This window comes from Enterobacter cloacae complex sp. 370H10 (assembly GCF_050031535.1).
Lineage (GTDB): Bacteria > Pseudomonadota > Gammaproteobacteria > Enterobacterales > Enterobacteriaceae > Enterobacter > Enterobacter intestinihominis.
Window position 1 is genome coordinate 4,063,549 of record NZ_JBLGWG010000001.1, and the last position, 12,817, is coordinate 4,076,365.

The following is a 12,817-nucleotide window of genomic DNA, read 5'->3' on the forward strand; positions in this document are numbered from 1 at the left end:
AGGGCTGATACATCTAAAAGGTAAACTCAAAAAATTTGCTTAATAAAATTAAAATAAAAACTGTCTTGAATAAAACAATGATAGTAAACCCACTTTCATTTCCGTTTGCGATCTGTAGATATTGATAAAGGAGCGCTATTCCTTGTTTTATATGGACTTATCATTGTTTTCAACAGGTTAGATCAATTCTTTAGATCACTAAAGATCAATAGAGTTCAAGTAAAGATCACGGCATCTTTAACTCATTGATTATAGTAACTTTATGAAAGGATCCGGCATTCGGATGCATGCGAAAAGCATTTGAATGAATAAGGAAGGCATTTACTGGAATGCTTATGGCATTTAGGTAAATGCGTAAAAAGCATTTGCAAGAATATGTTATAAACAGTTTGCCAAATGAAAATCTTATCACCGACGAGTTAAGTTAATGATTAAAAACAACGAGTTAATCCATCCTTTTGACGTAACCAGTAATGAATCAGGTAAGACTTATCAACTGACGCCTAACTCGTCCAAGTCGGTTCAGCCCGTGGCCCTGCTGAGATTGAGTGTATTTACCCCTGTCGGCACAAAAGAAAACCGCGACCGAAACTTTGAAGTTGATGCCTCTGATGAGCTTTCGTGTATGGAAATTGCAAGATCGGAGGGTTATGACGACATCAAGATAACTGGTGTCAAACTATCTATGTCTACCGACTTTAAGTGCTGGCTCGGGATCATCATGGCTTTCAGTAAATATGGTTTTACTTCCGAGAAGATTAGCCTGACTTTTAACGAGTTTGCGAAGATGTGTGGTATCAGTTCAACAAACATCAACAAACGAACTCGTGCGCGCTTTAAAGAGTCATTAATGAACCTTGCATCGGTAGTGCTTGCCTTCTCAGACTCTCGTAGTGGTCGGTTCACAGTAACGCATCTGGTGCAGAAGGCTATGATTGATCCAAAAAGCGATACTGTTGAGCTGGTTGGGGATCCTTCTATGTGGGAACTGTATCGTTACGACCATAAGACATTGTTAAGCCTTCAGGTTCTATACATTTTGGCTAAAAAAGAAGCTGCGCAATCTCTCTATATTTATTTTGAAGCAATGCCAGCTGGTACGTTGTTCGTTAATATGAAACGGTTGAGGGAAAGGTTGCTTCTTACAACCCCTATTCGTACGCAAAACCAGATAATTCGTAAAGCAATGCGGGAACTTGAATCTATCGGATATCTCGATTATCAAGAAGTTAAGAAAGGTCGCGACATACAATTTCAGATCTTCAAAAGAAGCCCTAAGCTGGCCCTTGCCAAACAAGGTTGAAAGCTATCTGGTATGCACTGGTTATAACCTGCTGAAAAATAAGTTATTTATCAGTGCTATGCTTAGTGCTTCTTTTACTACTGGTCTTACATCTCGGCTTAATGTGCAAAAAAGTAACTTTTCAAACGAACTCCTGACTATTCATCTGTATGCCTTTCTGACTCAAGCGTACATGCTAGCCCATTCATTAAATGCCGTTGAGCAAGATGGTTTCGTGCGCACTCTATTCACGTGAATGCCTTTTGTGGATTACGCCTCTTACATTCATACAAATGCTTTTGATGTCGGTATCCCAAAAATTCATTCATTGAAATGCTTTTGTTTGCCACTGTATCCCGAGCATAGCTATGCAGTGGTATAAAAAGGCATTTTGGTGAATGGCATTAGGTCGAATGACACACAGTTCAGCTTTGTTAAGAGCGAGAATGGTCCAAGACATCTATGACATTGGGCATCAGAAGGACTATGTGCTTGATATGAGATCAAAAAAATATCAGAAGCATCACAACTCCAATGGCATTCAAAGAAATGCCTTTGTTTTGTTAGTACACCAAACAACCCAAAATTCATGCAGTTATATCAAAGACTCATTCGCAAAAGGACTCAGCCAGAAAGCATTTGCTTAAATAGCATTGGCCAAAAGCATTCGAATGAATGATGTTCGTATGGACAAGACAAAGTCCCACTCACGCCCAGAGGTGTAAAAGGCATTTAGATGAATGACGCACCGGCCCGAGGATTGTATGTAGTTTCTCCAACTGATAGTTGCCGAACCAGGGAGCACAGTGATATGCGGCCTTCTCAGAATCAAGAGATAGATAATAAGGGAACAAAAAAGATTAGATATGAAGCTTAGTTACCTGCCCGATATCTAGTTAGAGCTTTTCAAACCATCAAAAGTGACTTTTATGCTTGAGGAGTCTCATCAGCTTCAGGATTGAGCTTAACGTAATCTTACCCCCTCCCCTCTTTCAAACTTTTACTAAGCGTTCACTGGTACCTTTCAAAGATTATGCTTTAGGCCCTTTGCTTAAAAATTCACCAATCGCTAAACGTTAAAAAAAGGGGGTTTATGCGAACGGAAGGATCGGAATAAAAAAGTATTATTCATTCGCGTTTACGTGAACTCAAATCTACACGGAGTAATTATGGAACTTTCTTTAAATATTGGCCTTAGTGAAAAGAAATCTAACACGGCTGCACTTTTTAAAACAAAAAGCGCAAAAGTGATTTTGTTTGTTCTGCTGACCGTGCTTTTTTGCGGTCTGGCATATGCGGGTTCAGATGATGGGGCACTGGGAGATATTTGGTCATACATGAGTGAAAGTATGACTGGAGCTCCGGGCAAAATTCTGGCAGCCGCGATGTTGATCTCAAGCGTATATTTCTCTGTCCTTAAGCCTAACCCGGGCCTGGCACTGGTTTCATTATTCATGATGCTGGTAATGGCCAACGGCGAGAAAATTATCAGCACCTTTATGGATGCTGGCGTACCGCTGTAATTTATTGTTAATCATGCATGAGGGGGTTCATCCCCCTCTCTGGATTTTTAATGAGTAAGCAGAACGACGTTCCTCAGCATACCTATAGATTCCCTTTCAGGATCAACATGCCTCTACTGATTTTGTTTTGGGATGCCAAAAAATTAGGGCTTGCATTCATTCTGGTTGCATTTGGGAATATCTTCGAATGCTTCGGGTTTTCTGTTGTAGCAGCGGTTGTGTATTGGATTGCGTATAACAAAGCAGCTGAGTCAGGAATAAGAGGATTGCTAAAACACAAACTCTGGTGGCTCGGTTTTTTGCCAGGTAAAGCAGTTTTTAGTAGCCGTTATTTCAACGATCCATTTATCAGAGATTTGTATTCTTGATGGAGCTATGAATGAAAATGCTAAGTGGCATTAACATCCCTTTTTTCAAAAAATCTAAAAAGGATGAAAACGGTGATCTTGAACAGTCATACGTAAAGAAAGATGAAAGTGCTAAGGGACGTTTTTTGGACATTAAAAAACGATTTAGCCCACAAGCTGAAGCGTCAGGTGCTGGAATTACATACAGCGCCCTGATTAATCGTGATACAAAACTTATCCGCATTAATACTGTTTCAATAGCCGTCATTGGGTTATTGGTTGCAAAGATTCTTTTTTTCACTGACCCAGTGACGATTGTTACCCCTCCAAACATGAATGAAGAGATCACGGTTGTTGGTAACAAAGCATCGGAATCTTATAAAACACAATGGGCTCTCTTTTTTAGTACCCTTTTAGGGAATATTAATCCAACTAATATTTCCTTTGTGACGGCCTATGTCCTCGATGCCCTTTCACCTGAACTACAGGCTAAAACGAGTGAGTCTTTACAGGAGCAGATAAATATCATGCAGGCTCGTGGTGTTGAGCAGACCTTTAAGCCTAATGATATTTACTTTGATCCAAAAAATGACATGGTCTATGTCTGGGGTACCAAAACGACTCGACTTGTAAATGTTCCGGACAAAACTGAATCATCGAAATGGACTTATGAATGGGTTCTCGGGATGAAAAATGGTCGCCCAAGAATTGCATATGTAAATCAATATTCCGGAACACCGAATATTAAAAAAATTACGATAAACGGCAAAGAGCAACTGGCAACGCTGGATAATCCGCCACCGTCTACAGGTAACAAGTGATGATTAAAAAAAAGGGCTTAGGCTTCAACGCAATTACAGCATTGATCATGCTCACGACTTCGAACTGCGTAATCGCTGAAGAATACCAATTGCCAGCAACAATTAATAACCCGGTTGTAATGCCAGTTGGTGCTGACGGATTTCAGAATGGAGCTGCAAAAGCCATTATTCCGGGTCAAGCTGGTTCTGAACAGTCAGGTGCACAAACAAACCTTAGTGAAGCCGGTAATGCGCAGGGACAAAAACCTACAACTGATCTCCCTACCGTGCAACTTTCCCCAGCCAGCAATGCTTCGCCTGCGGTAAGCGCTATTACTGGAGCATTATCAAATAATCCTAGTCTCCCCGGATTTGACGCACAGACCCGATCTGGTGCAATTGATAGCTATGGGAGACCAACAGGTACCTCTTCCCAGCAGAATGCAACCAATGCGACCGCCACGTCAAAAGCCGATGAACTTTATGTCGAAGCTCGTAACCGATATAAAGAAGTTCAGCGTGTAAATGTGCCGCCTGGTGGGAATGTGGTACTGCCAGTTTCACGAGGACTTCAAAACAGAATATCGACCAGCTTCAAGAATGCTTCTGTCAGTACTTCTACCCCTGCTGAAGAGGCAAGCATATTTGTTAATGGTGGCGATGTCTTTATTTCAACTAATACCGATAAACCAATCGGGATTATGTTGTCTGAAGATCAGGTACCTGAATCGACCTATAACCTGACCCTGGTACCGCTTGATGTTCCCGGTGCGATGATTTCAGTTACTACATCTTTAAGCCCATCTATGCAAGCCAAACGTGAAACCTCATTGGATAAGCAAAACTATGAGGAAATGTTGGCCCGCTCCCAGTCAGAAGAACTGGCTCCAACGGATCCAAAACAAGACGATCATAAACAAAGAATCATTGATTTATTGACTCCTGTGGCTCTTGGTGAGGTCCCTTCAGGATTCAGTTTACAACAGGACCGACTTTCTCGTATTCCTGCGCCAGAGCAGTCACCATGTAACTTTAATATGTATGCAAAGCTCGGTCAGAGACTGGTTGGCTCACGTGAACTTATTGATGTAATTCTTGTGAAAAACGATAAACCATACGGTCAAATCGTTGCTGATCAGCAGTGTATGGCAGAAGGCGTTATTGCAAGTGCTTTATTTGATAAAGCATACCTGCAACCGGGAGAAGAAACAGAGCTTTACATAGTCCGGGATAAATTGTTCAAGGAACGCGAGGCCCGGGTTACAACCAGACCAAGTCTAATCAGAAAATAATATGGGAAAAGTTACTTTGCCTGCTCTGCTTGGGGCCACCGTGATTGGTTTTGTCGTATTTGCTTTAACCAGCTTTTACTACAGGTCAGAATATATACCAAAAAGGAGTGTATTAATCGTTCCGGACGCACCCATTAGTATCGAAGATGGCAGTAACGCTTTTCCCGTTCAGACAGTAATAATGAACGATCCAACTCTTATTGATAAATTTGTAGGAGAGGGCAATATTAATGAGGAGAATGCTTTTGACTATCACAAAAGTAACGTTTTGGAACCTAATTACAAACATGAAATATCTAGAACGAGCCAGATAGATAAAGCTGAAATGAATCATCCATCTGTTCGTGAAAACTGGGCCAGAGCAGGTGAACCCTATATCGTTCCTCAGATGTCTGACAGCGAACGAAATCTAAAAATTAAACGATTCCAGAAACCTACAAGTGGAGCTAATCATGGACATTAAAAAGGCCTGGGAAAATAAGACCGTCAGACTTTCTGTTATTGGCGCTCTGCTGGTAGTGATTGTTTATATTATTAGCCAGTCTATTTTTTCCACACCAGTTAAGAAAGAAAAGAAAACACAGAAAAAAGACATGCAGACCAATTTGTTGTTAGATGATTCGCAAATGAACAAATTGAGTAATGAAGAAAGCCAGAAAGTATATAAAGAAATGGTTAAGCAAAACCGACTTGACCAAAATGCGGCGAAAGAGGACCGCGAAAAAGCAGAAAAAGCCCAACAGGAAACTAAAGCCCAAGTTGCAAGTTTAACTTCTCAACTTCAGCAGCTGTCTCAGCAAATTAATGATATGCAGACAAATCGAAACGGCAATCGTAACTTGGATGCTGGTAGTTCGCGTAAAACGATTAATGAGCAGGCACCGGCAGCTCCTTATCAGCTTAATGCTAATGCGCCGATTAATGGCGTAAACCCTAATTACGCTTCTATCACACCTACGCGTAATAGCCCAATGAGAACAATCACACAAAGTTCCATTAAGACTAATGGTACCGATGGTGTCATTCAGGTTATGCCCGTGTCTGAAAACAGAATCAAGGAAGGCAGAGAGGTCATTGCAGGAGATAAAGCGCCAACTCGGACTGTACGAGGTGATGGTACTGCGCCAGTTGATAGCAAAGCGCGGCATGCTGCCCGAAAAGATGAAATGTTTCTTCCGGCAACATCTATTATCACTGGTGTTCTGATTACCGGGCTTGAAGCGCCTACAAGCCTTTCTTCCAAATCAGAACCAATGCCAGTAACGATGCGTATTAAAAAAGATGTCATCATGCCCAATAATTTCACCATGGATTTGCGTGACTGTAACCTTCTGGGTTCAGCTGTTGGTGATCTGGCGTCACAGCGTGCTTACATACGTGCCACTTCTATCTCTTGTGTTAATTCAAAAGGGAAAGCTTTTGACGTAAAACTGGAAGCATATGCTGTAAGTGAAAATGACGGAAAAAATGGGATCCGAGGCACGCTTATCAGCCGAAATGGTAACGCAATTGCAGGAGCTGCATTTGCCGGTGGACTTTCTTCACTTGCCGGTAGCTTAAGTCCCAGTAAGGTATCTTCACTTAACATCGACCCTAATTCACAGGCTCAGTATCAGTCCCCTAATTTTGGTGCACTTGGGGCATTAGCCGGGGCTGGTGCAGCTCAAGGTGGTCTTAATCGACTCGTCGATTACTACACCGCAATTGCAGAACAACAGTGGCCAATCGTAGAAATTAGCCCTGGCCGAGCTATTACATTTGTCGTTCAGACCGGAACTACAATTCCAACGAATCTGACCAGTCGCTGAGGTTTAAATGGATAGTTTAGAAAAAAAAGAATCGCCTGAATCAGCTGGACCTGAAATCACTAAAAAAATGGTGCGAGAAAGGACAACAAAAAAAATTACCTTCGAAATTGATATTGAAAAAATATTGAAGTATTTATTTTTCTTCGCCTTTGCCGTATTGGTCATTATTTATGGTTATAAAGGCTTTATGAATGTTTACGATTACTTCAATAAACAATCCCAGCCTTCGTACAAGATTGCAGTGCTTGACATGCCTGAATTACGTAAGGAATTTTTCAAGCATCACGGAGGCCGTACTGCTGACAATGATAGATCTCAATTCGAAGAATATTTCAGAACATTAATGAAGATCTACCGTGACCGTGGCTATTTAATTATTGATGCAACGCTTGCCGTTACTGTACCGGATAGTGTTGAAATCGTCACTTATATGGAACTTGAAGATAGCTCTGAAGCGGTACAATCAAGTTCTTATAATGCAAAGAAGTAGAGGGCACCCAATAGTGAAAAAGTTACTTTTCCCTTTAATGGCGGCTTTCGCCATTATGGCGAATACGGTCACTTATGCTTCAGAGCAGGTCCTAACTAATAGTGATGCTGCTGCGTTAATGGCAAAGGCAAAGGAAGGTGGCGTTTCACCCAGTCAGATCTCGGGTGTGTTATCAAAAATGAAAGGATATAAACCTAAGGATGCCATATACATTCCTTCTGGTGGGCTATACCTCTTTCAGGACGAACGTTCGCAGCTAATGGCAGTAACGACCGATGGCCGATACTCCCTTACTGGGGGAAGCCTTGTTGATGTAATTAAACGTAAACCTGTTCTGACTGTAGAAGAAATCAGGAATTCCTATTTTATTAGTCTTGATGAGGCCCCCTTCCCTCTGGAAACTGTAGCGTCCATTCCTCTGGGAAATTCAAAGCTTAAAAGACAAGCAGCCATTTTCATAACACTTGATTGTGACGGTTGCATGGAACTTGTTAAGAAATTCTATGCAGATCGGGACAAGTATCGGATAGATATTGTTTTAGTTCCCTCACCCGGTGAGCCAAAAGAAGAGCTTAGAAGGCTCTGGTGTAGTAAAGAAAAAGGAAAAATAAACAACCTCGATATTCTTCGTTGGCTAATGGGAAGCAAATCCGACATTGAAAAAAGATTGCTCTCTCAAAAAGAAGCAGAAGAATGTCCGGCGGAACCTTTGGTAGCGTCATTGATGCTCGCAGGAATTTATAAATTGCAGGGTGTACCTTCAGTTGTCAGACAGGATGGTTTGGCTGGTAATGGCATTCCAAAAGATTTCGACTACTGGTTGAACCAAAGCGTTGAACCTCTCTTAAAAAATCCATTTGAGACAAATTAAGGCTAGTTTATGAACATCAAAAGATTGGTACTCAGTGCTCTGGTTGTAGGTACATCCTCATATCTTACGGGGTGCTCCATCGGTAGTTCCGAATCCGAATGTCCAGGCATTGAAAAGGGCGTTATCTGTAAAGGTCCTCGCGAAGTTATGGAGTTAACTAATAATCGAGATGATCTGTCTGCACTGGCGGGGGAAGAGTCGGAATCGGGAAAGGAGAAATCGGCTGTCAATGACAGCCGTTATCCAACTGAAATTAGCCCTCCAGGGGAAGTCAAATATCCACAGTCTACTACCCTTAAAAATCAGCCTGTGGCTTATTCAAAAACCGAAATTAAGCCAGTTGGTCAGTTACCTGTCATGTACGATAAAACTTTAAAAATGGGTGCCCCTACTTCATCCATTGGACCACGGCCTATTTCTGGTGTACCGGTTAATTCAAACGTAAGGATGACTAGCAGTTATAGCACTGCCTCTTCAACTGGTAACCCTTTCGTTCATCCGGCTGCGGAAGTCGTTAAACAAACAAGCTATCCGGTTTCTGCTGGAAATGCCCCACGCTACGTTGCACCTAATTCTGATATCAGCCCTGGTAAGGATATGTACTCTCTTTACAATGGCCAGCCCGTTAACCCGACTCTCAACCCTGGGCAGATCCAGCAATACCGTTCGCAAGGTTATAAACAAGCTGTAGTGGCTCCTGAACCACTTGCTGTTCTGCAACAGGGGAAAGTAATGAGAATTACTTTTGCACCTTATACCGATGATAACGATGCGCTTAATCTTCCCGGCTACGTTTATGTCAACGTAAAACCGCAAACATGGATTGCTGGCAAGAATTCGACCTCAAACCCAGCTCGCATAGTTCCTTTAGAAGTACAGGATGCGGCCCGGGAAAATATGCAGCAGCAACAAAAAGCAACTAAAGCTGTCTCTTCGAACGGCATTGTTAGACAACTGTAAGGTCAAATATGGAAGCTATCAATAATTACAATAGCGGTTTAAATCGCCATCAATTAGGTGGGTTTATCCCTGTTTACGATCAATTAGCAGGGACTCACTATTTTTTGATTGATGGCAACAGATTAGGGTTTATGTTTATCTGTAATCCATCCCCTGGAGTTTTTGATAATCAGCAAGATGTTCTTGCTGAAATGTTCAAAATGGATTTCCCTACAGATACTGTCTGTCAAATATCTCTGACTGCATTGCCAGACCTGACTTTACAGCTTAGTGCTTGGTCAGCTGTGCGAGGTGGGCGTATGACTGGGAACGATAAGCTTAAAGCAGATCTGCTTAATGGTTATCAGTTGGACTACTACGACAGAAGTATGCATAAGCCTTTAAAACCTGATCATGATAACCTTATGTTGAGGGATTTTCAGGTATGGATCTCGCTATCGATTCCTTTACAGTCTGCCCTTCCTACCGAGCTGGAACATTCGCGTATCGATTCACTTTACTCTGAACTTGTAAGTAAGTTAATTACGATTGGATTGCATCCGTTTAAGGTCGATGCAGAAAACTGGCTCTATTGTATAGATAAGGTCGTAAACCCCGGAAAGAACTCCCGGTGGGCTGAAGGTTTCATAGACGTTAACACTATGAAAAGGCTTAATGAACAAGTTAACGTTCCCGGCCGTAAGTATACAGTCACAGAAAATCATTTCTCATCAGTCACACAAAGTGACGACGAATCTGAGCATCGTTACTTCAAACAACTTTCCGTTGTAAAGTTTCCTGAATACGTCAATTTCGGTTGTATGTATGAGTTAGTAGTTAACTGGATGCATGGACGTAAGACAATTTTCAGCCCATTTATGATCACTCAGACTGTTCAGTTTGCCGATCCGCTCAAGTTGTCAAAAGAAAACGTCCGCTACAAAGCAATCACTAATAAACAGGCAAGTATACCTTCAGTTGTCACATTCTGCCCTCGCCTGCGGGATATGGATAATGACTATATGGCCGTAACTCGCGAGCTTGAGGATGGCGCAAAGCTTTTAAGAGGGTATCTTACTTTCACTGTTATGGGTAGTAATGCCAATTCTGTGCAGACAGCAGCTAACGATCTCAAATCCTTTTACCTCGAAAGCCGGGTCAAAGTAGCAGATGATTCCTTTATCGTTTTCCCGTCATTTATGTCATGTCTGCCAATGTGCAATGACCCAAAGACAATTTTCGACCTTGACCGTTCCGAAGTAGTGAGCAACACCGGAGCGGCTCATATGACACCGATCTTTGGGCCCTGGAAAGGTAATACAGATAGACCAGTACTGAGTTTAGTTTCTCGTGAAGGTCAACTCATGGGACTTGATATTTTCAAGACTTCTGCAAGCTATAACATGGTTATTGGTGCAACGTCAGGTGCAGGGAAGTCATTCTGGACAGCATATCTAATCAATAACTATCTTGGAGCTGGACCGCGATCTAATAACCTCGTTCATTATCGCTCAACATTTAAGCATTTTTTAGAAAACGAATACCCAGATGATGATCCTGACGGTGCTCAAGTATTTGTTGTGGACGTGGGCCGTTCTTACCAGGGGATTGCGGAACAATATACAAACAGTCAATTTATTGATTTCGGTAAAACCCCTGACTTCACCCTAAATCCCTTTGCCTTCCTAACTGACATCACTGTTAACGACGATGTATTTAACGAAGCACCTGAATTTACCGGTGAATCAACTTCAAACGATGCAGAAAAAGACAAAGTTGCTCAGACCATAATGGTTTTGAATCAGCTAAAAATTATGGCTTCAGAGAAAGGCCTTATCGATGATTATCAACAATCAGTGATGCTTCAGCTTATTGCAGAAGAGTACCAAGAATCCAGAAAATCAGGTCGGACCGGTTCAATAACCGGCTTTGCTCTGCGTTGCAAGAAGCATGAAGACAAACGTATAAAGGATATTGGGGAGCAACTCGGAGCATGGTGCGAAGGTGGAATTTATGGGCACCGGTTTACCGATACGTTGCCTCCAATCAACTTCGACAGCAGATTTATTGTTTTGGAACTGGAGGAGCTAAAAGGCACCCCCCACCTTCAGACAGTTGTATTAATGTCTATCATTCAGGCTGCTCAGCATGCAATGTTCATCAAAAAAGATGGGCGTCGTCGCTTGTTCATCCTTGATGAAGCATGGGAGTACATTCGTCCTGATAATTCATCAGGTGCCGGAAATCAATCAAACCAATTCTTCTCTTCCTTCCTCGAAGCGGCATGGCGTAGGTTCAGGAAAACAAACTGCGCTGGCATCTGTATCACACAGTCGTTTGAAGATTATTTTACTTCTTCTGTTGGCCGGGCCCTGACTGCTAACTCGCCTTGGAAGATAATCATGAAACAAGAAAAAGAAAGCATTGAAGCAATGAAGGCTAATAAATATTTTTCTACTTCAGATGCAGAATATGAACGTATGAAAAATATTCGTACAGTCAAAAAGGTGTTTTCAGAGATGTTAGTCAGGTTCGAAAACTTCCAAGAGATCTGTCGGTTATACGTAGACCGGAAAATGGAGCTTTGTTTTACTACGGATAGTGCTGACAGGAGTAAATTATGGGAAATTCAAAGCCGCGAGAATTGTAGCTATGGCGAGGCAATAGAAATTCTCTATGCTCAAGAAGTAGCAGCGGGTTTGGCCGCGTAGAGTAAATATCTTCAAGCAAAAATAATTAAACCAGATGTCTCATAAGAATCTGGTTTTTTATTGTATGCCTTAAGTAAACAAATGAGGTTGTGACTTAATGAGTTCATCACTGTGCTGCAAATTTTGGTTTTATAATTAATGTGGTGTAAAAACAGTGACATAAATACAAATCGCAGTTAGGTTGTGTACGCATTAAGTAAACAAAATTTATAACTTCAATACTGACATTATAAGATGAAAATCACGTAAATTACATTTTTGTTTACCAAAGGTAATCAAAGTAGCGCGGCATTATTAGTGAAAACAGATCACTGGTGTCATTTTGCATACAAAACTTAATATCCTTTAATCATTCTTCTAAAAGTTTATTATTAACGGTTTGGTTTCTGAAAATTTATCCAATTTGCTCACCGAAGACTTTTAACTTATTTAACCCCCTTTATCGCCAAACTGTGATTTTCTAATGTTAGTCTACAGTTCTAGGGCCCTTGCTCCCATGATGCGAATCCTGCCACCTAATAAAGATTAACGCCTCATTCCTGTATGCCGGTCTTACGACGCCAGTGCACGGACTATTTTTGGTCATCACAAGGACAGGCGGGAGATTTAATCAGGGCGTGGTGTTGCTGAGCAGCAGCTGCGGCACTGTAAGCCGAAGGCGGAATTAACTCCTTTATCACCATCTGGGGACGTCATTATGGGTAGCCCTTTTAACTTGCTCAGGACCATTAAGCTAAAATTCCGGATAGCGATT

11 protein-coding genes are annotated in these 12,817 nt (G+C 41.7%); all 11 read left to right on the plus strand.

Annotated features, from left to right (window positions below; translation table 11 throughout):
• The first annotated feature begins 427 nt into the window (after window positions 1–427).
• Complete coding sequence (locus ACQG2Q_RS19975) at window positions 428–1,303, plus strand: RepB family plasmid replication initiator protein (protein ID WP_000594611.1); 876 nt, start codon at window positions 428–430, stop codon at window positions 1,301–1,303.
• A gap of 1,148 nt (window positions 1,304–2,451) precedes the next feature.
• Window positions 2,452–2,805 carry a hypothetical protein gene (locus ACQG2Q_RS19980; protein ID WP_000423602.1) on the plus strand — a complete coding sequence of 118 codons (354 nt, stop codon included), beginning with the start codon at window positions 2,452–2,454 and terminating at the stop codon, window positions 2,803–2,805.
• 17 nt (window positions 2,806–2,822) lie between these two features.
• On the plus strand, window positions 2,823–3,173 hold the full coding sequence (locus ACQG2Q_RS19985; RefSeq protein ID WP_001447770.1) for a type IV conjugative transfer system protein TraL: 351 nt from the start codon (window positions 2,823–2,825) through the stop codon (window positions 3,171–3,173).
• 11 nt (window positions 3,174–3,184) lie between these two features.
• On the plus strand, window positions 3,185–3,973 hold the full coding sequence (locus tag ACQG2Q_RS19990) for a TraE/TraK family type IV conjugative transfer system protein (protein ID WP_000783153.1): 789 nt from the start codon (window positions 3,185–3,187) through the stop codon (window positions 3,971–3,973).
• Window positions 3,973–5,244 carry a TraK domain-containing protein gene (locus tag ACQG2Q_RS19995; protein ID WP_000592092.1) on the plus strand — a complete coding sequence of 424 codons (1,272 nt, stop codon included), beginning with the start codon at window positions 3,973–3,975 and terminating at the stop codon, window positions 5,242–5,244. Before ACQG2Q_RS19990 ends, ACQG2Q_RS19995 begins: the two co-directional genes overlap by 1 nt.
• Before the next feature lies 1 nt (window position 5,245).
• Window positions 5,246–5,707, plus strand: a complete 462-nt coding sequence (gene htdO, locus ACQG2Q_RS20000) for a plasmid transfer protein HtdO (RefSeq protein WP_000521242.1) — start codon at window positions 5,246–5,248, stop codon at window positions 5,705–5,707.
• A complete protein-coding gene (gene trhB, locus ACQG2Q_RS20005; RefSeq protein WP_000351841.1) occupies window positions 5,697–7,052 on the plus strand; it encodes an IncHI-type conjugal transfer protein TrhB in 1,356 nt (451 codons plus the stop codon). The genes htdO and trhB overlap by 11 nt, the downstream gene beginning before the upstream one ends.
• A gap of 7 nt (window positions 7,053–7,059) precedes the next feature.
• A complete protein-coding gene (locus ACQG2Q_RS20010) occupies window positions 7,060–7,542 on the plus strand; it encodes a hypothetical protein (RefSeq protein WP_000377632.1) in 483 nt (160 codons plus the stop codon).
• 118 nt (window positions 7,543–7,660) lie between these two features.
• Complete coding sequence (gene htdT / locus ACQG2Q_RS20015) at window positions 7,661–8,413, plus strand: protein-disulfide isomerase HtdT (protein ID WP_182911723.1); 753 nt, start codon at window positions 7,661–7,663, stop codon at window positions 8,411–8,413.
• A 9-nt stretch (window positions 8,414–8,422) separates the two neighbouring features.
• Window positions 8,423–9,373, plus strand: a complete 951-nt coding sequence (gene trhV / locus ACQG2Q_RS20020; protein WP_001022588.1) for an IncHI-type conjugal transfer lipoprotein TrhV — start codon at window positions 8,423–8,425, stop codon at window positions 9,371–9,373.
• An 8-nt stretch (window positions 9,374–9,381) separates the two neighbouring features.
• Window positions 9,382–12,063, plus strand: a complete 2,682-nt coding sequence (locus tag ACQG2Q_RS20025; RefSeq protein ID WP_000387412.1) for a TraC family protein — start codon at window positions 9,382–9,384, stop codon at window positions 12,061–12,063.
• Window positions 12,064–12,817: the final 754 nt, after the last annotated feature.